The 24,393-nt window shown below is 54.5% G+C and carries 17 protein-coding genes; all 17 read right to left on the reverse strand.

Features of this window, described 5'->3' with window-relative positions; all coding sequences use genetic code 11:
* Nucleotides 1-73 precede the first annotated feature (73 nt).
* Nucleotides 74-1,225, reverse strand: coding sequence for a galactitol-1-phosphate 5-dehydrogenase (locus HPY71_11660; GenBank protein NPV54163.1), 1,152 nt, complete (start codon nt 1,223-1,225; stop codon nt 74-76).
* A 104-nt stretch (nt 1,226-1,329) separates the two neighbouring features.
* Complete coding sequence (locus tag HPY71_11665; GenBank protein ID NPV54164.1) at nt 1,330-1,902, reverse strand: zinc-binding dehydrogenase; 573 nt, start codon at nt 1,900-1,902, stop codon at nt 1,330-1,332.
* A gap of 450 nt (nt 1,903-2,352) precedes the next feature.
* Nucleotides 2,353-3,864 (reverse strand): hypothetical protein, encoded by a 1,512-nt coding sequence (locus HPY71_11670; protein NPV54165.1) that lies wholly within the window; start codon nt 3,862-3,864, stop codon nt 2,353-2,355.
* Between the two features lie 15 nt (nt 3,865-3,879).
* Nucleotides 3,880-4,437: a 6-phospho-3-hexuloisomerase gene (gene hxlB, locus HPY71_11675; protein NPV54166.1), complete on the reverse strand. Its 558-nt coding sequence runs from the start codon at nt 4,435-4,437 to the stop codon at nt 3,880-3,882.
* Nucleotides 4,438-4,669: 232 nt separating this feature from the next.
* Nucleotides 4,670-5,434: a DeoR/GlpR transcriptional regulator gene (locus tag HPY71_11680; GenBank protein NPV54167.1), complete on the reverse strand. Its 765-nt coding sequence runs from the start codon at nt 5,432-5,434 to the stop codon at nt 4,670-4,672.
* Nucleotides 5,435-6,137: 703 nt separating this feature from the next.
* Entirely contained in the window at nt 6,138-9,434 is a 3,297-nt protein-coding gene (locus HPY71_11685; protein ID NPV54168.1) for an alpha-mannosidase, read from the reverse strand.
* A gap of 212 nt (nt 9,435-9,646) precedes the next feature.
* On the reverse strand, nt 9,647-10,777 hold the full coding sequence (locus HPY71_11690) for a hypothetical protein (GenBank protein ID NPV54169.1): 1,131 nt from the start codon (nt 10,775-10,777) through the stop codon (nt 9,647-9,649).
* 147 nt (nt 10,778-10,924) lie between these two features.
* Complete coding sequence (locus HPY71_11695; GenBank protein NPV54170.1) at nt 10,925-14,434, reverse strand: alpha-mannosidase; 3,510 nt, start codon at nt 14,432-14,434, stop codon at nt 10,925-10,927.
* Nucleotides 14,435-14,636: 202 nt separating this feature from the next.
* Nucleotides 14,637-15,521 carry a carbohydrate ABC transporter permease gene (locus HPY71_11700; protein NPV54171.1) on the reverse strand — a complete coding sequence of 295 codons (885 nt, stop codon included), beginning with the start codon at nt 15,519-15,521 and terminating at the stop codon, nt 14,637-14,639.
* 2 nt (nt 15,522-15,523) lie between these two features.
* Nucleotides 15,524-16,513, reverse strand: a complete 990-nt coding sequence (locus HPY71_11705) for a sugar ABC transporter permease (GenBank protein NPV54172.1) — start codon at nt 16,511-16,513, stop codon at nt 15,524-15,526.
* A complete protein-coding gene (locus HPY71_11710) occupies nt 16,491-17,834 on the reverse strand; it encodes an extracellular solute-binding protein (protein NPV54173.1) in 1,344 nt (447 codons plus the stop codon). Before HPY71_11710 ends, HPY71_11705 begins: the two co-directional genes overlap by 23 nt.
* A gap of 268 nt (nt 17,835-18,102) precedes the next feature.
* Nucleotides 18,103-19,329: a GntR family transcriptional regulator gene (locus tag HPY71_11715; protein NPV54174.1), complete on the reverse strand. Its 1,227-nt coding sequence runs from the start codon at nt 19,327-19,329 to the stop codon at nt 18,103-18,105.
* A 235-nt stretch (nt 19,330-19,564) separates the two neighbouring features.
* Nucleotides 19,565-19,945, reverse strand: a complete 381-nt coding sequence (locus HPY71_11720) for a hypothetical protein (protein ID NPV54175.1) — start codon at nt 19,943-19,945, stop codon at nt 19,565-19,567.
* Nucleotides 19,946-20,046: 101 nt separating this feature from the next.
* Nucleotides 20,047-20,865 carry a sugar phosphate isomerase/epimerase gene (locus HPY71_11725; GenBank protein NPV54176.1) on the reverse strand — a complete coding sequence of 273 codons (819 nt, stop codon included), beginning with the start codon at nt 20,863-20,865 and terminating at the stop codon, nt 20,047-20,049.
* A gap of 92 nt (nt 20,866-20,957) precedes the next feature.
* The gene (locus HPY71_11730; GenBank protein ID NPV54177.1) at nt 20,958-21,929 is read right to left on the reverse strand and encodes a creatininase family protein; all 972 of its coding nucleotides are present in this window, start codon (nt 21,927-21,929) and stop codon (nt 20,958-20,960) included.
* 49 nt (nt 21,930-21,978) lie between these two features.
* Complete coding sequence (locus HPY71_11735) at nt 21,979-22,995, reverse strand: alcohol dehydrogenase catalytic domain-containing protein (protein NPV54178.1); 1,017 nt, start codon at nt 22,993-22,995, stop codon at nt 21,979-21,981.
* 114 nt (nt 22,996-23,109) lie between these two features.
* Nucleotides 23,110-24,294 (reverse strand): alcohol dehydrogenase catalytic domain-containing protein, encoded by a 1,185-nt coding sequence (locus HPY71_11740; GenBank protein NPV54179.1) that lies wholly within the window; start codon nt 24,292-24,294, stop codon nt 23,110-23,112.
* Nucleotides 24,295-24,393: the final 99 nt, after the last annotated feature.

The following is a 24,393-nucleotide window of genomic DNA, read 5'->3' on the forward strand; positions in this document are numbered from 1 at the left end:
TCTAATTAGAAGTCTTGCTAGGAAGCTCTCTAGGAAGCTCACTCGGAATCTTGCCAGGAGTATGGTCGGAAAATCATCCAAAGTCCTCTGTTATGAAAAGCACCTTGTTGAAATACTCGGTCTTGTTTTTCAGCATCTCAAAGACCTTCGGGGCATCATCCAGTCTAAACCGGTGGGTCACCAGTGGGGCGATCTTGATCTCGCCGCGCTCCATAAACCCCAGGACGGTCTCCCAGTCATGATGCGGGTATGAAGTGAATTCAAACCCCCACGTTCCGGCGATGCTGACCTCCTTGCGAAGTATGGTGGTATATGTATCCGGGCTGAGGCGGATCTCGCTGCCGGGCCGGCCAATCAGAACGATACTGCCCATCCGCCTGACGGCGTCGACCATCGTATTGAACGTGAGCGGGGATCCAGCTGCCTCGACGGCCAGGTCGACCCCGCGACCACCCGTAAGGGAATTGATTACCTCCCTGGCGTCCTCGCGCGAGGCATCTATTGTTGCTATTGTTGCCTCGATCCCCAGGGCTCTTACGGCATCAAGCTTCTGTCTCTGGACGTCTACCGCAAACACCCGCCTGGCGCCCAGGGCCACCGCACACTGCGCCACCAGCGCCCCGATGGCGCCCACCCCGAAGACCGCAACCTCGCTTCCCGCAAGCTCACTCCCGGCCCGCCTCAGCGCATGCAGCGCAACGGCCACCGGTTCCGTAGCGGCACCCAGCTCGAAATCAACCTGTGCTGGGAGTCGCACAACGTTTGTCACCGGCACCTTGACGTATTCAGCGAAACCGCCGTCACAGCGGGAGCCAAGATAGGTGTAGTTGATACAGTGGAAATAGTTTCCTCTTTCACAATATATACACTTGCGACATGGTATACAGGGTACCACGGTGACGCGATCCCCGGCCCTGATAGGGTTGGCACCGGGCGAACTGGCGCCGGGCCCGACCTCAACCACCTCGCCGGAGAATTCATGGCCCGGGATGAGGGGATGCCTGTAGGCCCCTGTTACCATAACACGAGGGATATCGGAGCCACAAACGCCCGCGGCCTTGACATTGACCAGGACCTCCCCCGGTCCCGGAACAGGCCTCTGGACCATTTCGCAGCGGATATCGCCGGGACCGTGAAGGACAGCGGCCTTCATGGTAGCAGGCATGGTAATCAGTACCCTCCTCAGGATCTCCACGTTGCCGACCTTAACCCCTTCGGCCCTCATCAATAACCCCTTCGATTTCGATCAACCTTGGACCTCGGATTAAATGTCGACGGTTGATCCAATACAAATGTGGTGAGTCAAATATGAATACCCGATTTGCATTTTCAGACTTCGACAACTGCCTTGATTACTTCGTCCTTGCGCCGCGAAGCCAGCTCAAAGGCGTCCACAACCTGAGCCAGCGGGAAGGAATGGGTGATGAGCGATGCGGTGTCAACCCTCCCGCTACCCAGGAGGTTGATGGCCTCCGGGTAGACGTTGGAATACCGGAACATGCCCTTGACGTCGAGCTCGCGCACGCCGATGGTCTGAATGTCAATGGGGACCTCGGGCTCGTTGACCCAGCCCACCAGCACGACCGTTCGGCCCTTGGACGCGCTACGTATTGCTTGTTGCGTGGTAACTGTGCTCCCCGCAGCCTCGATTACGATGTCAGCGCCCTTGCCCTCCGTAAACTCCATCACTGCGTCCACCGTGTTCCCCTTCGATGCGCCCACGATCCGCGTGGCACCGAGGCGAGAGGCCAGCTCCAGCCGCTTTGGGTAGATATCCGAACCAATGATGTTGGTAGCTCCCTTTGCCTTCGCCACCTGGAGAACAAGGAGACCAATGGGGCCCAGCCCGAGGATAGCTACGGTTTTACCTATCTCAAAGCCGGCGCGGCGTCCTACATACACGGCCACCCCCAACGGGGTGTTGGGACGTCCACCTCTCTAATCTCAATCCTTTTCGGACCGCAGAGGAAAGCTGCGCGCATCTTGTCACCCATTAACCCCCACCTCTTTCTTGAAGCCTTTCCGCTGAGGCCCCCGGCACGTTTCTCAGGATGGGCCCTTTTTCACAACTCAAGCCCGGCGGATAACTGGATGCCTGAGCGAGTCTGAGCGGTCACCTAGCGCTGTCATTCAGCATGTGCTGTCATTCAAATTCACTATGAAGGCACGAATTTGTGCGGATTGAGTTAGACTTTATGCCACTACGACAAATCTGCTGTTTTATTTATGTTCGTCTATGTTATTCTAAGTTCTACATTGTTGGGGAAAATCCTCCTGCCTTTATAAATTTTTGTTGCATCGCCTTTGTTGTGTATTTGCTATATGGATTTGTCATATGACTTCACCAGCATTTCATTTGCTCCGGAATATGGCCTTGACGCTGGGATAAATCCTCTCAAAGACAGGCATGCGTTCGTCATAGAGCGCTGCCAAGTTCTGGTCGGGCGTAAAAACCTCTCCAGGCTTAACCATAACCCCCGCGGCCTGGGCGACAGACTCATATTCCCCCAGGGCTGTTGCAGCAAGTATTGCAGCGCCGAGGCACGGGCTATCTGATACCTCGAGCGACACTACCTTGGTCCGGAACATATCCGCTTTAAGCTGCAGCCATGTCCTGGACCTGGAGCCGCCACCGGTGGCCCTCAATTCCTTCACCTGGAACCCCAGGCCGGACAGGTATTTCAGGTTGAGCTTCATCTCAAAGGTAACGCCCTCGATGATAGCCTTTATGATCTCCGCTTTGGTGGTGGATAGCGTCAGGCCAACTATAGCCCCCTTTGAGGATGGGTCACAGTAGGGGGTCCCGGAGAACGCGAAGTGCGGGAGGACGTAGATGTCTGAAGGACCTGAAGAACGGCTGCTTGCCTTCTCCAAAATGACATCATACACGTCGCGACCGGCTGCGCGAGCCTCCTCAATCTCCTCCCTGCCAAAGGTATCACGGTACCACTTCAATAAGGCCCCTGCAACCAGGTTGAATGCGACTGTGATATAGGTATCCTCGAGCACATATGGATAGCACGGGTAATTGTATCTGCACATATCATCCTTGAGGATGGGCACCGGGGAAACTAGGGCTATACTCTCGGTGGTCCCTGTGGCATCCATGCCTATATCGGGTCCTGTAACTCCAGCCCCCAGAGCCCCCGCTGCCTGGTCGTGGGCCCCCACGACCGCTACGACGTCGCTCCTGAGGCTAAGCTCATCCGCCGCGGACTTACTGATCCTCCCAATGATCTCCCCTGAAAGGTGGGGCTCGGCCAATTTCGATTCGTCAATCCCGACGATATCCATTAACTCGGTGGACCATCTCTTCGTGATAACGTCGAACATCATCGTCTTGCCGGCGAGAGAGAAATCTATTACAGGCTGGAGTCCCAGCTTATAATGAATGTAATCCTCATAACATAAGAATTTCCAGGCGTCTCTGAAAACCTCCCTTTTATTCTCCCTTAGCCACAGCAGTTTGCAGGCGGTATACATGCCACTGAGAGGTATGCCCGTTATTTTGAATATCCGGTCCCTTCCTACGTTCTCTTCCAGCACCTCGACCATTTCAGCGGCACGGCTGTCAAACGTGACTATGCTGTTATCCAGGACATTGCCGCGGCGATCCACCGGGATGACGGCTTCACCCTGCGCTGAAACGGATAGGGCTCTGACCTCGTCCCCGGCCATCCGCGCGACCTCCCGCACAGATTCCCTTACTCGCTCCCACACCACTGTTGGATCAAGCTCGGCCCAGCCCGGCCTGGGATGTATAAGAGGGTATTCCCTGTAAGCAGCCGCCCGGACGCTGCCACGCTCATCGAAGATCAAAGCCTTACAGCCTGTAGTCCCGACATCTATCGCCAGCACCGCCATAGTTACTCTGCCCCCTCATTCCAAATTGGCGTGCGCGGCCCACATCTGTTCCTCGGTAATACCAAAACGCTCCTTCAATTTCATGGAGACGCTATCGAAGAATATCAGGAGGCTCTGCTCATATAAACTACCCATGGGTTGGACAGACTTGACCTCATCCGGGCGATGAAGCTTCGTGGGGCACCGCAATGCCACAACGCAATCGGCTATTCTGCCCAGGTTCGATTCCTTATGTGCCGTTATAGCCGCGATCCTCGCCCCATGCTGCCGAGCGAGCCGGGCTATATTTAAGGTTGTCATAGTCTCACCCGAGCCCGAGCAGGCGACCAGTAGATCATTCCCGCTAATTGGGGGGATCGTGGTTTCCCCGACTACATAGCTCCTTATACCCAAGTGTCTGAGACGCTTGGCGAAAGCCTGGGCCATGAACATGACGCGCCCGACCCCGATAACAAATACCTTGTCTGCATCAAGAATCGCCTTGATAAAGGAATCAACCTCGGCTTCGTCCAGGCCGGATAGGACATCCCCTATCTCCTGCAGAATCAAGCTTCCTACCTTGCGGAGCTCCATAATTACTTACCCCTTTCCAATTTGATTTGATCCGATTTAATTCCCAAGATGAAAACGACCTTCATGAAATTAACTTCAAGGTGTTAGAAAAGCGGGGACTCAGCCTGGCACAAGGCGCAATAGCTAAGGCGTAATACAGAGGTTCTAAAGTCGAGCCGACAGCATCCCGGGGGTGGAGGGGGGCATCCCGGGGGACCGGATCCAAAACGCACCCGAGAAGGGCCTCTGGGGGTTAACGGGCCACGATAACTTCAATCGACCTCTTTTGCAGCCCTTCGATGTATTCGGGCGGGACCTTGTCGTCAGTGACTACGTAGGTAACGCTCTCGAGTGGGGCTACTTGAATCAGCCCAACCTTGCCAAACTTGCTATAATCCGAAAGAAGGACAACCTCAGAGGAGACTCTTATCTTGTTTCTTTTCACTTGAGCCTCCGCAGGGTCGTTCTCGGTTAGACCTGACTCAAAGCTAATCCCCTTTACAGCAATAAATAGCTTATCCGCGTGAAGCTTCAAAAGGAATTCCTCTGTCTCAGGCCCAACGAGCGAACCGGTCGAGTGCCTGAGCATGCCACCGAGGCAGATTACCTGGATCGTAGGACACAGCATAAACTCAGAAGTAAGATATGGGGAGTTCGTTATGACCGTCAGGTTTGAAAAGCGCTTGAGCTCCTGGGCAAAGTAATAACAGGTCGAACTTGCATCGAGGAAAATGGATTCCCCATCCTTGACCATCTGGGCGGCCCTCTTGGCGATTCTCTTCTTCTCCTCGGCATGGATATGCAGCCGGAGAGCCAGGAGAGGGGTGCCGTTGGTGCTGAACTTCGAGACCGCGCCGCCGTAGGTCCTTTTCAGCGCAAAGGTCTTATCCAGATAGTCGAGATCCCGCCGGATTGTCATCTCGGAGACATTAAGTTCCTGGCTCAACTCGCTGGTGGTGACGCTTTGCTTCTCCTCCAACATCTCGAGGATCTTCATTCTACGTTCTTCCGCTAACATTTGGGTTTCCGACTCCCGCTTTTAGATTTTCCGCTTTTCAATTCCGAGTCTATAACAAAAACAAGCTACATACGAACTTACTTACACATACGATCTGCGATCTGCAACATTTCACCTACAAATAACATTTATACCATAATATAAATATAAAACCCGGACAATAAGACTAGACCAATGCAAATAGAGGTCGTTATGGCAATTGAACTGGACATAACCGGAAAACCAGTTTTACCTGAGAGGTGTTTACCTGTATTGTTTTATGTTCTTCTATGTTCGACATGCACATCAAGAATCCTTCTGTGGCGACAAAAGTTTTCTTGCCGTGCATAAGGTCGCGGATAAGATGAGTGTGACTGAGATGTTGGAAAAATAAATAGCAGCGTGGCTCTGACATCTGGTACAAATGCAATATAGCTGTATTAGGCGTTACTTGTTCCTTCAATAAAAGAGATAATCCTCCGGGCCAAGACCAGGGCTTCTCTAGCATCTTTTTCTGAAGGGAGACTCTCTGATAAAGAGCCGGGTAGGGTGTCGGGGTAATGCGTAGGGATATGGAATCGATCTAGAGAATACAAATCATCCGCAAGACAAAGCAGACGCCGACTGCTTGGGAATACTCTCCCAAAGCTGCCGGCGTTTCTGAAATAATACACAGAGCGGGTGATGCCGCCTTAGGGGATCTATCCACACGCTCTATTACGCTCTACTGCAACAGAAAAGTGCATATCTCGTGCTTAGCCAGGTGGAATCTGAGGGTACCTCCCTCGAGCTTTATCCCACTCCCGGGACTGGCCATGGTCGCCGGAACTGGCCGCTCGATGATGTCCAGCTCTGTAACCTTTGAAACATTAAATCCGAACAAAACCTCAACATCCGCCTCGCGGCCTTCACTCTCATAGACCCGGATTACCAGGCCATTATCATCCTCGGCCCGCTTAAAAGCGGATATCATCGCATTACCGGGGTTCACCCGCACGAATGACCTGGACTCCGGGAGACTCATAACCTCAGGGCATGCGGGGCACGCCTCAGCGGTCTCCGAAGTCTTGGTAGCATCCAACGACTCCCCGGCAAGTTCCCCGGCTACCCCAGTTAGGGGAAGCGCCAGGAGGGGGCGATTAACCTCTTCGCCGCGGCGCGGAGTCCCGGCCTCGCGCCAATCGCCCTCATGCGGGTAGATCGAATACACAAATCGGTGCAGCCCCTGGTCGGGGTGGGGATCAGGCTCGTAGCTCGTGCGTAAGAGCGTAATGCGCATGGTGTTACCCGATACATCGAAACCGTACTTGCTATCGTTTAGGAGGCTAACTCCATATTCATCGTTAGAGAGATCCACCCAGCGCAGGGCGGGCACCTCACGCCCATCGGCAGGGCGCTCTATATACCCATATGGTATCTCAAAGGTTGCCCTGGCACCTGGAATGTCCGGCGTAAAGGCGGCTTTGAGCATGGGGGCATCCTTATCAGGCCCGGATTCCTCCCGCCAGTCGATCTCCGTTACGAAATCTACCCGCTTGATGCCACGATAGATGGTGATCTCCTGCGAGATAGTGGAATGTCCTACATGGTGGGTGACCCTTATCGCCCCGCGAACCGGGCCCGCCTCCACCAGCTCTACCTGAGCTCCCCGGATCAGGTTTTCGACCCGGCTGATTCCCCCGATAATCCAGGCCGACATGTCGTGGGGCACTTCGTAGAGCACCTGCAGGAGGTTGTTATACACGGGCTGGACATGAGGCTGGCGCTCCTTCGTCATAGCCATGCGCCTTGCAGCCTTGTCATACACCTCCGTAAGGCAGCCGGAGTCAGGGTCTACCTTTAAGCTGAGATATTCATTCTCCAGGCGCCAGTCCTGTGCCGAGGCGAGAACCCCGGCTTCAGGACCCGCATCTCTAACATCCCTACCCTCCCGCTCCAAACCCCAACTACAATCCCCACAGCCATCTCCATCTCCATATCCATACCCATGTCCCTCTCCATGTCCCTCTCCATCTCCGTTGCACAGGTAAAAGACTTTATACCCAAGGGATGGCACACCGGGCGCGACGAAGATGAGCTTATCCCCGGCAAGCTGCACAGGGTGTGGGGTCCCGTCCGCCTCCTTTATCACCGGCTTTTCCGGCAACTCGAGGCCTGCGGTGGGCAATGTCACTACGTCCGTGCGGTCCCACCCGAGCGAATTAAAGACTACTATGGGGACACCGGCTACACCCTTGGGCACACCTTTGCCAGGTATGTCTTTGGCTATGTCCAGGAGCGCCTGGCGAATGACCGCCGAGGCATATTCCTCGGCGCTCCGGGCGAGGCGGTCCGAATACCTGTAAGATGGCCCGATGGCGCTGCCGTCCAGTATATCGTGGAATTGGTTGAAAAGGGTGATGTCCCAGGCCTTCCAGAGCAGGTCATAGGGGTATGAAGACCCCATGAGGGAGGATATGGCAGCAAAGGTTTCGGCATCTAACAGGAGGTTCTCGCACCTCCGGTTGTGTCGCTTGATGTCTGCGTGGGTGGTATAGCAGCCATCGAAGACAAAATTGAGCTCATCCCGGACTACCGGAAGCTCGGGGTTCTCCTTCGCTACAGCATCGAAGAAATCCACCGCGCGGGATAGCTTAACATGTGGAAATCCCGGTTCTCCATCGAGGGCCTTTGCCTTGGCGATCTCCGCCCTGGTTGGGCCGCCGCCGTGATCCCCGACGCCATAAACGATCAGGCTATCTTTGACTCCGACCTCCTCCTTGAGCATCAGGGCGCGACCTATAAGCTCCGCGGGGTCTGCCACATTGTTATATGTGTTCGGCTCGTTGAATGCCATCACCCGGGAGCCGTCGGGCCCTTCCCACCAGTAGAGTGGGATACCCTTGCCCGCCCGCATGTGGTAGTAATAGTCAATCCCTGTTTTCTTGAGTATCTGGGGCAGGGTCCAGGGGTGTCCGAAGGTATCCGGCTCCCAGCAGATCCTCGGCTCCACCCCGAACTTATTCATGAGATAGCGCTTTGAATAGAGAAGGTGGCGTGCGATGGACTCCCCCCTGGCCATATTGAGGTCGCCCTCAACCCAGGTGGAGGCCGTCACCTCCCACTGGCCCGAACGGATCTTCTCTTGTATCCTCTCAAAGAGATGCGGGAATTTCTCCTCAGCCGTCTTATACAGGAAGGCCTGGCTCTGAGAGAAGCGGAAGTCGGGGATATCATCCATGATCCTGGTAACTGTCTCAAAATCCCTGCGCACCACATCGAGTGTATCCTCCCATGGCCAGAGCCAGTTCATATCGATGTGAGCGTGGCCGACCATATGTATGGTATATGATTTCGCCAGGCCCTGCTTTTCCTTGAGGATCTCCCGGGCCTGCCGGAGGCTTAATCGCACACGCTCCCAGTCCCTCTTGTAAAGTGCGTCCAGGTCAACAGCATCAGCTGCCCGCCCGGCCACACCGGAGCGCCCTTCAAGAGTAGAACGCCCTTCAAGGACGGAGACGAAACGCAGCGCCTCGATTGTGGCCTCGAGCTCAAAGATGAGATCTTCCACCGCGCTGTATTCAACCACCATCGCCGGGACCGCTGCCAGCCCCTCCTTGGAAAACGCATGAATGGCTACGACGAACCTGTCCCCCGGCTTGACCGATTTTGAAAGCATAAGCTTCGGCCCGCGGAGATCCGCCCAGTATGGAGCGAAGAAGATACGTTTCCCGTTCACGTAGACCTCGGTGCCTATAAACATTACGAAAGAGGATAGCTCAGCCACGCTACCTGTGACATCTATCCCCTCCACACCCGGGGGGACCAGTATCTCCCGTCGAAACCAGGCCTCGCCCCTTCGCGCATCCCAGGAATGGGGCAAGTTTACCTCCTGCCAGCCCGAGTCATCAAAATCCATATCCGGCGCCTTGCGAGCAGGCCCCTGGAAATATCGGCAGGGATTTGTCCCGCGATAGCCCTTCAAGTCATTCAAAACCTCGCTAACGGCCCGGTAGACTTCTTCCACCATTTTTGTGCTCACTTTTAACCCTACCCCCTCGTACCCCTAGGAGATTGCTCGAAAACCTTCACAGCCTTCATATGTTGTAGCCATCCTTAGGAATTGTCCCAAATATATTGTGGGATGTAGCCCCTTCGATAGGGTTTCCGAGCATATTCCTAGGCAGCTTTGCGCCGGACCTGTATGTCGCTATGTTTTATCAAGGGCGCCTCAAAAACGACCTCAAAAACGAGTTATTGGGATTCATTCACAACCTCCCCCACCAGCCGCACCCTTTCGATATCCCCATCCGGGGGAATTTCATCTGATATCCCCAACACAAGGCGCGGGTGAAATAATTTTACGACCTTCTTTGCACATTCAACAAGCGTCTCTATTGGATACGACGGGAGAAAATATACAGCCGGAATCCCGTCAAGGAGCACCATATCTCCCAGCGCCTCCTTGATCTCCTCCAACGTTACATCCCCTTGCGGCAACGGGGTTGCGGCCTCGATCCCGTCCCACGGGCAATCGCGCAGGTACGGCAGGAGGGGCTTCATCGCTCCGTCCACATGGATATGAACGAATTTGCCCGCCGCATGTAACTGCTCAGTACGTGCGCGATAGTAAGGTATGAGGCGTTCGCGCCATATCACCGGCGAATCCATATATGCGTCGATATTTTCTCCAAGGTTCAGTATATCCGTGGGGCACTTGCAAAGAATATCATACATGGCATCATCCGCCCTGCTCGCTACTTCTATGTAACGCTTTATGACCCCGGGGTAGTCATGCAGCATGTAGATCGCTCGCTCAAATCCTACATGGTTGATAAACAACCCCTGAATGGGTGAACGGCGAAAATAGAATTGCGGCGCACCGCGTTTGCCGACGCGTTCCACGTCCTGCTCATAGGCTTCCTGATCCCAATACCATTCTTCGTCCTGGAGGATGAATTCCAGCACCCGGAAGTCCTCTGGCCGCTTGATCTTGTATTCGACGTTGTAAGAGGAAATCTTCCATTCATCAAAATGCAAGACCTCGGTCAGGGTCCCGACAGGGGTCTCCCAAATATACCTGAGGTTTCTTTCATCCTCCAGCCTGCTGGTGACCTTTACTTTGCTGTACCGCACGCCCAACCCGTTGCAAAAGTAACGAACGGATGCGTGGCAATAGTCGTAGACATCAAGCAGGTCGGCGTCGCGCAGGTGCGGCGGCAGGGTGCCTCGCTTTTTGTTTACATTGTACCAAAACTCAAGCCTCGGTTGCCAGACCACCCCGCCCGGGTCTTCCCCTCGGAACACCGCCAGATTCATATCACGAAAGCTGCGGTCTTGATTTGTCCTGTCTCCTTGATTTACCCTATCTCCCTGATTTGTCATGTATACCCTCTCTCCCTGAGCTGCTATATCAATCCATATAGCACCTGAGCCCACCTGACGGTGACATCTATGCTACGGTCTTGCCGGCCTACCTTATCATGGCAACTTTTTTACCGGTCTCACGTGTTCACCGGCTGGGGGTGGCAATTATATTACCACCCCGCACTCTACCATGAACGTCCTGATCTCATAGGGTTTGATGAAGAATTTGAGTTTGTTGCCGCTGAACTCCACAGGCGCCTCTTCCCGCTCCATCAGGTTGCACTCTCGTGCAGCCTTGATGGGGAATCCGAAGCTCAGGGTCACTGGACCGCGCCTGTTGCCATACTCGTAGACCCTCACTACCGTGGCCTCACCGTCCTCGGCCTTCTTTACCGTCTCCACGATTACATTGGGCGCATCCACCCTGATAAACGAGAAGCTATCGGGAAGGAGGTTATCGCTCTCACCCTGGCCCTCCCCGCTCTGGTTCCCGTTCAAGACAGCGACGCCCCTCAAAGGATAGTTGAGGCTATAGCCCTCCCTGACCGTCCCACCCTGGTACCAATCCCCAGGATGGGGGTAGAGGCTGTAGGTGAAGGTGTGATGGCACTTATCCGCCAGCGGATCGGGTGCGATTGCGGACTTGATGAGGGTTAGCCTCATCACATTATCCTTTATGTCATGGCCGTACTTGCAATCATTGAGGAGGGAGACGCCGTAACCGCCCTCTGAAAGGTCGGCCCACTTGTGCCCGCAGGTCTCAAAGCGCGCATAGTCCCAGCTTGTGTTCCAGTGGGTCGGGCGCTCCACGTTTCCAAACTGGATCTCATAAGTCGCCTTTGTAGAACGAACATCCACCGGGAATGCGACCTTGAGGAGGAGCTGGCGCTCCCTCCAATCAACCTCGGTCCTGAAATCTACCCTGGGGATGGCCCGGTAGATGGCGAGTCGTTGGGTTATGATGGAATTCATAAACCTCCAGACGAGCTTCAGCACACCCCGCTCCGGGCCGGCCTCCTCCACGGTCGCCTCCACCAGGTCGGTGACCTCCCACATCTTATCCCTGTAGAAGATGTCGATATCCCATGCATCATGCCGTAGAGGCTTATCCTCGAAAACCTGGATGATGTTTGCCCGGGCGCCCGGCGCCAGGACCTCCCTCCCCTTAAGCTTATCCCAGATGGATGTTATCTGCCCCGCAGGGTTGAGGGAGATGATGAAAAACCTATTTTCCAATCGCGCAGGGGCAATACTGATCTCACCTGATGCGAGAGGCTCTGACTCTCCTCCATTCAGGCCCACAGGCTCCCCTTCCTCGAGGTAGACCGCCTTATACCCGAAAGCCGGGACATTTTCAACATAAAGAAGAAGCTCCTTCTGCGCCTCTACGACCTGGCTCGCAACCGGCCGTCCACCTGCGTCCACAAAGCGCTTCCCCTCAAAGGCAGGGTCCCACGGGACGATCACCACATCCGACCGCTCCCAGGAGAGGGAGTTGAATACAACTATCGCCTCCCTCTTCTTCAGGCTCATATTTGCCACAAGGTGCCCAAGCGCCCCCTCCAGGACCCGGTTCGCCAGCATTGCGACCTCCTCGTAATCCCTTGCACAATCCTCGTAAACCTCACGTATTGAGGACCCTGGGAGTATGTCATGGAATTGATTCAAAAGTATGAGCTCCCACCCGCGGTTTATATCCTCCTGCGGGTAGATAAATCCACGCCCGAAGGCCTTTGCCAGGCATGAAAACCCTTCCGCATCGTGGTAGAGAATCTCGGATAGCCTGTTTGCCCTCTTGTTGTGGGCTTGAGACGTATAGGTCCCCCGGTGGTATTCAAGGTAAAGCTCCCCATCCCACACCGGTAGTCGCGGGTGATCCTTGACCTTCTCTGCAAGCCGTTCGAAGAAGGGCTCCGCCTTACCTACCTCCGCCCTCGGAATCCCTGGCACGTCCTTGAGGCGCCTCGCCATCTCCAGCATCGTGCGGGTTGGCCCGCCTCCACCGTCTCCAAAGCCGAAGGATAAGAGGAGCTCGTCGTTTATCTCCTTTTGCCGGTAGTTATCCCAAATGCCCTTCAATGTAGCAGGTGTGATTTCGCCGTTATATGTAAAGAACCACCAGTTCTCGTCACCGCCATGCGGTGTGGTGATGAAGTGCGTCAGGACCTCTGTGCCATCCATGCCCCGCCACATGAAGGTATCGTATTCAGGCCGGTTGTATTGATTCCAGCTGATCTTCGTGGTCATGAAGTATTCAAGCCCGCTCTTCTTGATTATCTGCGGGAGGGCCCAGCTATACCCGAATACATCAGGAAGCCACAGCACCTTGCACTCCCTCCCGAACTCCTGCCGGAAGAACCTGGTCCCAAACAGGAGCTGGCGCACCAGCGACTCGCCCGAGGTGACGTTGCAATCGGCCTCGACCCACATGCCTCCTTCGGGCTCCCACTGCCCTGAGGCTACCTTCTCCCTTATCCGGGCGTAGATCTCAGGGTGGTCCTCCTTGATGAACTTATAGAGCTGGGGCTGGGACTGGATGAAACAATACTCCGGATAGAGTTCCATAAGGTGAGTCGCGGTCGAGAAGGTGCGCGAACACTTCTCGCGGGTGTGCCGGAGGGGCCATAGCCACGCTACATCGATGTGTGAGTGGCCCACGCAGGTAACCCTGGGCTTGATGCCGCCCCTGGGGAGCCTGGCCATGGCGGAGTCAAGGCGTCTCCTCGCCTCCCTGATAGATTCATAGAATGCATCTGACCCAGGCTCGCGCCAGTCGATGTAGCCTACTGCATCGTCCAGGATATTGAGAAGGGCTATCCCATCAGGTGAATCCGGCCCGAGCACCCCCACCGCCTCGATCCCCGCCTTGAGTGAATAGTAGAGGCTGTCAGCGTCCCGGTCGATCAAGACTAGCTCCGCAGCCTCAAAGACATGCTCCGCTTCCTGCATCCCGCTCGTGGCCTTGATGGCTATAACGAGGCGCGGCGCGGCCTCATCTGTGGCACCTCCGGTCGCCGTAGTCCCTGCAGTCCCTGCAGTAACCGTGGTAGCCGTAGCTACCGTAGCTGCCGTAGTAGCAGTGGTAACCATGGTCGCGTTAGCTCCGGTAGTCACGTCAGCCCCCGTACCGCCCGCCATGGTGTTGACCATGGCTGGGGTAAGGATGACCTCTGTGTGGTTCCTGTCGATCCCGCAAATCGGCCGGCCGTTTATATACAGCAACCCCTCGGGCCCGCTCAGGTGGGCATTTTCACCGCTAAAGAGGCGGAGGTGCAACGCGAGAAGCCTCCTACCTCCATCATCGCGCCTGCGCCGCTCATCCTCATGCCTGACCCCATCATCCCCGGGCCTATACCCATTTCCATTTGGGCTATCAAAGCCCCCGGATTCGCCCTCAAATTCAGAATACGCCCACTCAGGAGGTATCTCCACCTCCCCCCGAAACCACATTGTCACATCCCGGCCGCCCCACCGGCTGCCGATTTCAAAGCTATCCCAGGCTGAATCATCATAGCCCACGCGACTTGCGCCCTCGGGGTCCCCTTCAATGCAACGCAAATTCGTTACCGGCCTGCGTGCGCTGTAGATGAAGCTGCCGAGCTCAGCCACGCGCCCCTGAATTTTCTCCCCGGTAAAATACATGGATTTAGCTACAGATAAATCCCCAGTAGACATCCCCAGCATCATGTCCTCCTTGCAGCATTCTTGCAGCATTCTATAATCGCAATACCATTATTCTAATCTCTCTAACTTTGCCCAGGTTTGGTGGCTGAAAACCGCCTCATTTCATTACCACAATGGCGGACAGGTTCCCATACCAGCTATCCCTGCTTCAACTCGTATTCGCCTCGCCTCAGCGCTTATTCAATTACTGCCCTTATTTCAACTGCTGGCCAAAAAGTCCTGCCACAAACCAATTCTGGAATAAAAGGAATAGAACCACCGGGGGGATCAAGGCGAGGATCCCGAGGGCACATAGGCCTCCCCAGTAAGTTCCCCACACGCCTAAGAATGATAGCACCCCCTGAGGCAAGACCCGGTGGGTTGGGGAGGAGGTAAGGGCGAAGGCATACATATAGTTGTTCCATGAATTGATGAAGATAAATATGATCACCGCGACAAGACCGGGGGCCATCATGGGGACAGCCACCCGCCACAGGACCTGAAACCGGGAGCACCCGTCAATCAGCGCAGCCTCTTCGATCTCGTAGGGGTTGGCCAGGATGAAATTTCGCAACATCCAAATAGCAAAGGGCATATTGAAAACGGTATTGGCGATGATAACGGCCAGATAGGTATCGTACAGCCTCAGGCGGTTCATGTAGGCGATAAGGGGAACCAGGATCGCCACCGCCGGGAGCAGGGGCAACACCAGGAATAAGATTCCAAACTGGCGTCCCGGGAATTTGAAGCGTGCCAGGGCATAGGCTGCTAGCAGGGCTACAGGTGCAGCTATGGCAATCGTCCCTGCCGTAATAGCCAGGCTATTACGGAGGTATATATAGAGTTCGGGGCGCTGGAAGAGCGCCCGGTAGTGCTCAATCGTAAACTGAGAAGGAATGAGTCCGGAATCATATCGGGGGGCAAATGACGTCCGCACCCCCCATAGTATAGGGAACAGGCAGAAAAGCGCGATCCCGAAAAAAGCAATCCACGTAAGGATATTTTGTATGTCTTTCCAGGTCTCCCTCCAGATAGTCCTCCTACCTTGCCTTCCCTGTTGACCTGATATGCTGCCATTCTCCGCCTGCATTAAGCCCATACTCATAGCTCCTTCACTCCCCTCAAGAGCCGCAGGTAAAAGAACATGAAGACAATGCTTATCATAATAAGTATCACCCCGATTGTAGCGCCCGTGTTGAGGTCGAAGTTAATAAAGGACAACTTGAAGAGGCGAATCGCCAGGGTTTCAGTGGCGTAGCCGGGGCCACCCTGGGTAAAGGCGTATATACTCTCGGCATCGTGCAGGGTCCACATCGTAACGGTAAGGAGAGATATGCCGAGCTCGCTCCTGGTGAGAGGAAAGGTCACGTTAGTGAACCTCTTCCAGCTTCCTGCCCCGTCCACCTTCGCCGCATCATATACTTCGTCGGGGATAGTCGCTATGCCGGCCGCCAAAAAGAGCATGATGAACGGAAAAGAGCGCCAGAAGCTATGGAAGATGATCATAAACATGGCCCACTTCGCGTTGGCAAGCACTACCACCTGTTCCCCAGTCAGCCTCTCCAGCAGCAGGGCGATGGGACCCATGTTTGGGTCCACCAGGGAACGAAAAAGCACTGTGCTAACCACGGGCGCGATGATCCAGGGCAAGAGGAAAACGCCGCGGAAAAAACGCACCTGGGGCAGTTTGCTGGTGATAAGGATCGCGGCTGCATAGGCAAGAGGGGTTGAAAGGGCGATGTTGCCTACCACGTACACAACCGAGTTTTGAAGGTTGGTCGCGAAACGGGCCTCCCAGAATAATCTCAGGTAGTTTAACAACCCTGTCCAGCTTGTTGTCCCGTCCAACCTGGTCTTCTGAAGGCTCAGCAATATGCCAGCAATAATCGGCGATATCAGAAAGGCCAGCAAAATAGCTACGGCAGGAAATAGAAAGAGGTAGGGGAGCCTGTACTTCCCTAAATACAGGCTCCCGCTCCTGCGCAGGCGTGAAAGCCTGCGCAGGTCCTCATTTTCGATGCTGGACGGCAACTGTGACAGGTGTTGTGTACCTTTCCTGTTGCTCTTGTTACTCTCCAGCATATTGGGCATTGTACTCCTCCTCGAACTTCTTGAGCGTTTTCGGAATAGGGGCCTTATTCACCAGGATCTCCTGCAGTGCGGCAGCCACGGTATCGGCCAGCTCTCCATAGTGGGCGGTTGGAGGCATCCCTTTACCCTTGGCTACAGCGAGACGCCAGGTCTGGTAGAACGGGGTCTGCAGCTCCGGCTTCTGCCATAGGGAGGCCCGAGGAGGAAGCCCCGCATCGGGGTATGCTATAATGTTTTCGGGCTTTAATATGAACTCGATCAACTTGAACGCCTCTTTGGGATGCTGGCTCAGCTTATATATGGACAGGGACCACGTATTGGTGAACTGAGCCTGTGGAGCTGTGGGGGTTATAGCCACATCGGCTATAACTGGCTTACCCTGTGGAGTTGGCGGGAAAACGCCCTTAAGCCATCCCTTATCTTCCAGCACGGATATCCAGTAGCTGCCCCAACCCCATGCCATGCCGAGCTTGCCATCGAGGAAAGGTCGAAGTATATCGTCATCGTAGGTGCCGGACACAGCCCACTCAGGGGTTATCTTGTGGGTGTATATTACATCGTAAGCGAACTGTGCAGCCTTCGCACCGGCATCGCTGGCGAAGGTCGCCTTCTTAGTCTTTGGATCCCAGAGCTCTCCGCCATAGTGCCACACAAATGGAGCAAAGTATAGTTCAATAGTAGCCCTGGATGGCCCGTAGTACATCCCCAGGCCCCAGACATCGGTTTTCTTATCTCCGTCGGTATCTCTGGTCAGCCTCTTGGCGCAGGCTATCAGCTCTTCCAGGTTCCTAGGGGGGTTATTCGGGTCCAGCCCTACCTGCTTGAACATGTCGCGGCGATATACTAAAGCGCGGGTGTGAGCACCCGTGGGCAGGCTGAACTGCGCCTTGCCGAAGATCCCACTGGCCCAAGCAGCGCTCCAACTGAAATCCTCTATCTCTTTCTTCGGCCAGCTCTGAATATATGGAGAAAGATCCAAGAGATCACCTACCAGGTTGTGCTGGGCCATCAGTTGCGGGGATGTAAAGAATACGTCATGCTGCTTTATTCCAGCGCGGTAATCAGCCATTGCTTTGACATCTATCTGGTCCCACTGGAATATCTCCTGCTCTACCTTGATATTTGGGTTTGCCGCCTCAAAAGCCTTGATTACCCTCCCCAACCATTCATAGGTCAGCCTCACGCCCGGGCCGCCCATGGGATCATATAGATGTCCAATCTTGATAGTCACCGGCTTCTGCGCAAAAACAGTCAAGGATATCCCCATTACCAGGATCAGAATCAGCCCCATGATTACACCCGATGATATACACTTCCTCACAACCAGCACCTCCTGAATTTTGCGTGTAATCTTAAGAGCTACTCTCAAATATTTACACTAAATTTAATATGTAGCCTATCAATGTTGAAGTTTCGTTTAATATCTTTCAATATCACAACCTTTCCGTCGTTATCCTACTCATCATCCAACCTACATCGATCCAGCTCCAGCCCCCTGTCCCCCATTCTCACCTCCAGCATGGCAAAGTCCTCCAGCATGACAATCCTGATGACCTGCCATCACCCCCAACTTCATTACTCCTCGCCCCTCATGTCGACATGGCCGGCTCCAACACTCCCCCGCTCGACTCCCTTATAATGAGCTCTGTCGGGAGGGTTATAAACCGGTCTTCGACTGGTTTGCCGTCGATCATGTCAAACAGCATATGCGCCGCGGTCACTCCTATTTCGGGACCAGGCTGGTAGACGAGCGAGAGACGCAGGGGAAGGTAAGCATCAAGGCCGCGCCCGTCGAATGTTATCATAGCAATATCGCCGGGTATCTTCAGGCCCAACTCCCGGCATAACCTCAAGAACGTAACGGCTACGCGCTCATTCAGTGTGATGACCGCAGTAGGCCTTATCTCCTTAAGATAACTGATACACCCGCCTATATCGCTATCAGCCCTGCCATCCAGGAGAGATGACAGCTCCGCTACCTGAACATACCAAGGATACGAATCGAAGACCAGGGTTGGTTCATACGGAATATCCGCAACCTTGAGGGCGTGCCTGTAGCCTCGCAGGCGTTCAGCGACCGAGGTCGTTGACAGGTTGTGTGTTGTGATGAAACCGATGCGGCGGTGCCCGAGGCTTATAAGGTACCGTGTTGCCGCAAACGCGCCACCGAAGTTATCCGATGCTACAGCGCAGGCGTTTGAGCCGGTAAGATAGCGGTCTACCAGGACTATAGGGTATCTCGCTTCAATGAGGTTGCGCACAAAAGCATGAGCCTTGCTGCCATCAACGGGCCAAAGGGCGATGCCACCCACGTCATCCTTGACCAGTTTGTCAAGGACGTCGAGCTCAATTTGAGGATCGTTGGCAGAATTCACCGTGAAGGCAGTAAAACCGCGGCTCCTGGCGGCCTGCTCCAGGCCGGATGCGATATCCCCCCCATACTCTGTATGCAGGGGGCTGGCTACAATGGGGCCGACAAAGGCTATATTTGGCCTCCGGCGGCGGGCGCCGGCACCGGCTGGCCTATGGGCAGCCTCCTTGCCAGAATCGCTGGTGGAATTGCTGCCATCATCATGTCCAGCCTCGCTTGCGCCCGCCGCGCCTGCGGATTCGAATTTACGCATAGCGCGCACGAAGGTCCCCTTCCCCTGCGCACGGTAAAGCAGCCCCTCCGCCGCCAGCTCCGCGAGGGCCTGCCTTGTTGTTATGCGGCTCACTCCAAACTGGCGCGCCAGCTCCGCTTCGGATGGGATTCTCTTGCCGGGCTCAAAGCGGCCGCTTGCAATCTCTCGCTCGATGTATGCCTTTATCTGCATATATAATGGTGCAGCGTTTGGCGAAGTCATTATATCATCCATAAGGTTTTGTCCCTTTCTTGTATCATATAAAAACTGAACTCGTATATAATGTTATATCGTTTATTCGTCACCACAGCCCAAATTCCTCCTAATGTGTGCGCCTTCACGTGAAATATTCTTACCACCACGTAATAACCCCTTGGCAGCCCTTTGATGCGCGGTGGTATGGTGGTATTGACAGGTTGCTATGACACTATGATATTGTGAGAATAGGGTGCCTGTATAACCTCACATAGACCGGTAGCGGTCCCCCGATTAGCGGCATGGCGTAGTCTATGAATTCCCGCGTCACGAAGTTTCCCCCGGCATTTATGAAATCATCGGGTAGCTTCTTCTCGGCATTTGCTATCTCTTCGAGGTCCGCAAGCCCTGTTGTACATCTATACCCAGGGCCTTCCTCCCTCACCAGGATCACCATCTTATCCGTCTCGCCATCTGTCGCATAGCGCACCGCTGCCTCCCCCACCATGTAAGCTTCCTTCAAGTCTACCTCAGATACGCATACCATGGACATCCTCTGTATGGTGCCAGGCTTGTCAAACCTCGCCTTTAATCCGAGGTTGTTTGAGATCATCTTGCAGAGTGCATCAGCAGCTCCACCCAGCTGTTTATGGCCAAATGCATCAACATCTATAGCCCTGGATGAGGTGAAAAGAAGGTTACCCGATCCTTTCCTCAGACTTCCTTTCCTTTAACCCGTTCCATCCATCTGGCCGTTGCGAGAAGCGCCTCCTCACTCGTAGGCATGGGGAGTATCTCAGCCGACAAGAAACCGTTATAACCTATCTCTATAAGCGCATCCAGGACTGGTTGAAAATCTATGTGACCGAGACCAGGGGCCCACCTGTTGCTATCAGCTACGTGAACATGCCCGATCCTGCCCTTCGCGCGTCTTATGCTTCCCTCGATAGATGCTTCCTCGATATTCATATGGAAGGTATCAACCAGAAGGGAGATATTGGGCGCGCCGACAGAATCAAGGAAAGCTAAAGCATCATCTACGGTGTTTATCAGGTCAGTCTCATATCGATTTATGGGCTCCAGCACAAGCTCGACTCCCATGCCTTCTGCGTATCCAGCAAGGCTTGCCATGGCATCTTTAACCCATGATAATGTCACGTCATAAGGTATCCCGGCGGTATGCCCGCCATGCACCAAGCCTATGATAACCTTGGAGCCGAGCTTAGCCGCAAGATCGATGTGGCTTTTTACTCGTTCGAGGGCCGCCTTTCTGATTTTTATATCGGGACTTGAAAAGCTAAGCCCATCCGTCCCGAATGCCTGGCCCGTGCCGATCGCGGGAACCGGTAAACCTGTCGCCTTTAGCACGCGCTCGAGGGCCGGGATATCCACGGCTCCAGGATCGCGGATCGCGAGCTCGACCCCGTCGAAGCCGAGCTCTGTGACCTTCGCGACGCTTCTTTCGAAGCCATCCTTCAGGGCAAGGGCAGAGAAACGGGCATCCGGTGTGGAAACCGCAATGGCAGTTTTCACGTTATTACAACTCCTCTTGATTTTGTTTCTCAGCCTTACCATTCTCGTATTTCTATCATAATTCATCTACTACATTGTTTCTCGCTAATTGTCTACGCCGGCGGATATACGAGCGAGTAGATGCTTCTACCGCCTGGAGCGAGCGGACCCTTGATGGCAGCCTCGACCTCCTCGCGAGGGCGCTGGCTCATCTCCTCGATAGGTGGAAGCTTGCCCGGAGGGAACGTCTTCAAGATATCGTCGTGGAGCTTTACCATGTAATCGAGAAGAGCCTCGACACCTGGGCGCGCCTTCTCGGCGTCGGCTGCGGTAGCCTTGCCAACTACTCCCTCCGGCGTGGCAGCGAATTCAGCAGGCCCACATCCAACCTGGCCGTACCAGGCTATTGGCCTGTGGAGCAGGTTCCCTGCCTTGTCTACGTGGCCGTCTGGCAGATAGGCCCGCGGCTTCGTATCGACGGCATCCTCCATGCGAATCATCTCGGGAAACAGCGCTAAAGACCAGGAGGTCTCAACTTCGTCGGCGTGAATGAAGTTGGTTTCATATGGGCCGCCCTCGGACTTCAGCTTGAAGTAATCCTGGACAGCGTGATACCAGTTCAGATTGACTATCACGGCAGGGACCTGATAGGTCTTGGCAAACTGGTGAATAGCTGTCGGGATAACGTATTCCTGGCCGTGACCATTGAGCAGGATCATCTTTCGGAAACCCATGTTCCAAAAGCCTGCCATCATAGCTTTGAGCTGTCCTATGAAGATCTCCTCGGGCACGATGATGGTTCCAGGCATCCCCATGTGGTGGAATGGGTGTGACCCGTACCATACTGGTTGGGCAACCGTGCAGCCCGTTTTGAGAGCTACAGCCTCAGCCATGCGGGTGACGAGGAACGTATCTTCCCCGATGCATGCGTGCGGGCCGTGGTTCTCCGTAGAGCCTACGGGGACTATTAGGATATCATCCTTTTTGAGGCGCTCCTGGATTTGTTTCCATGTCATGTTTTGAAGGTAAACTCCTGTCGCGAGATCCATATGTCCGCCTTTAGGCGGAATCTGCCAGTTAGACATTTCGAAGCCCCCCTAATTCTTAATCTGTTTTGTTTTCATTTCATGGATTTTATGGGGAAACTACTACCTTGATCGCCTCTCCATTCTTCATTGCCTCGAATCCCTCGAGCACCTCGCTGAGCTTGAGCCTGTGGGTTATGAGCTTTTGAACAGGGATCACACCAGATTCGAGGATCTTTACGGCCATAGGGAAGGCGAATTTCGCGATATAGGTCCCAAGGACCGCAACCTCATACCGGGTTATATCAAATTGCTTAACCTCGGGCCTTGCGTGCTGGTTCATCCCGAAGATAAGCACCTTTCCGCCTCGTTTGACGAGCCCGACGGCATCTGATAGAAGCGACCCTACAGCATCGACTACAACGTCTGCTCCTACCTCCGTCTCTCTTTTTACTATAGTGGCTAGATCTTCATTCTTGGGGTTCACCACAAGGTCTGCTCCACTTTCCTTTGCGTATCTGGCGCGAAGGGGAAGCACCTCGGCCACAATTATCTTCCCGGCACCAGATGCCTTGAACATCTGGGTGAAAAGGAGGCCGATTGGACCTGCTCCAAGGATTACGGCCGTCTCTCCCGGTTGAAGCCTGACCTTCTGGGTTCCATTTACTACGCAGGACAGGGGCTCGGCAAAGACTGCAATCTCGGGAGGGACATCCCTTGAAATCCGGTGAAGGGCCTTTGCCGGGGCGACGTTGTATTCGGCGAAACCGCCATTCATAAATATACCTAGAGTCGTCATATTCTCGCACATGTTAGGCATTCCAGAACGGCAATATACGCAGTTCCCACAGGTCAGATTGGGGTCGACTACGACTCTATCACCCTTTTTGATCGTTGTTACGCCCGGGCCTACATCCAATACCTCTCCGGCATACTCATGACAGAGGATGCTTCCGGGAGTTGCGGGATGTCCCGGGGGGACAGAGAGAATATGCACGTCCGTGCCGCAGATGCTTGCCGCCTCGACCCTGAGGAGGACATCATCATCTTGCGCGATTTGGGGTTTGGGGACGTCGCGGAGTGCTAATTTCCCCTCGCCCTCAAATACCGCTGCCAGCATTGGCATCATCTCCCTTTGTTTTAATTGGTCTTGCAATCGGTTTCAGAGAAGGCCTGTTTAATACCGTGTTGGAACCACAGGAGGTGGTTATGCATTTTATTCCCGGCCTAAATGGTGACGCTAATCCATCACACAGGATATCTTGCACTCCGCACGATCGGTCTGCAACCGGATTATGTTCTCGGGTACCTCATCCAGGGAGATGCGCTTGGTGATCAGCGGGAGCATATTCATACCGGATGCCATGGAGCTGATAACCCGGGGGAATGTGCCATGCCCGGAATGCCCTTGAGCACCCACGATTTGAGCTCTCCTGACTTGGAACACCTCACCCGTGACAGGGATCTTGGCATCGGCCCGGGCTACGATAACGACCGTGCTATTGATCATCCGACCTTCCCAGATCGCTCGTTCAATACCAGGAAACACGACATGCGGCAGCCCCGTGGCCTCAAGATAGAGCTTTGCCCCGAGCCCATTAGTGATCTCGAGGACTCGCTCGGTGAAATCCTCTTTAGTCGGGTTTATGACGTAATCTGCTCCCATCTTGCGTCCGAGCTCAGCCCGACCCTCCGAAGGCTCTGAGAGAATTACCTTTGCTGCTCCTGATCGCTTGAGTATCGTCACCGCTGCAAGCCCTATAGGACCTCCTCCCAGGATTACGACGTTATCGCCGGCTCTGATGCCGCCCCCGCGCTCAATTACGGCATTATATGCGACGCTGGTTGGCTCTACAAGGCTTCCCGCAAGGAATAGATCATCATCCTTGTAGACACCTCTGAGTTCCTCCAGGCTCCATAGATATCTGGCATCCACTTTAATGAATTCCGCAAAAGCTCCGTCCACGCTGAACCCCAGCTCCTGTAATGCCTCGCAGTGGTTAGGGTAGCCATCGGCGCACGGACGGCAACTCCCGCACCAGAGCATCTCCTCCGCGCATACGGCCTCGCCGGGCTCAAAGCGTTTCATTGTCCTCTTATTGACGGCCCTCTCCCCGGCCTCGACGACGACCCCTGAAAATTCGTGTCCAAGGACGCACGGAAATGCCGTGAGCCCCGGGTAGAAGATGTAACCATCTTCACCGGCCTGAGCCATATGTACGTCGCTTCCGCATATGCCGCAGGCCTTCACCTTGATTAGGACCTCAGTCGGCCCTGGCTTGGGGATCTCCTTATCTGTTAGCGAGAGCTCTGGGTTCCTCCAGACTTTGCTTCCAAGGTAGGTTAGCTTACCGTCGATGTCCTTAGACCCGAGCTTGAAACCGGGTTTGGGATCCCATTTTGCTGATAACACTACTGCCTTCATGATGCTCAGGCGGCCCCTTTAAGTTTCAAAAGCGGGCGCCCTTTCCCCTCCTTTACCTCTCGCTCTTACAGTAATAATGCCCTCTATGACCTATTACTC

It is taken from the genome of Bacillota bacterium, assembly GCA_013178125.1.
Classification (GTDB): Bacteria; Bacillota; SHA-98; order Ch115; family JABLXJ01; genus JABLXL01.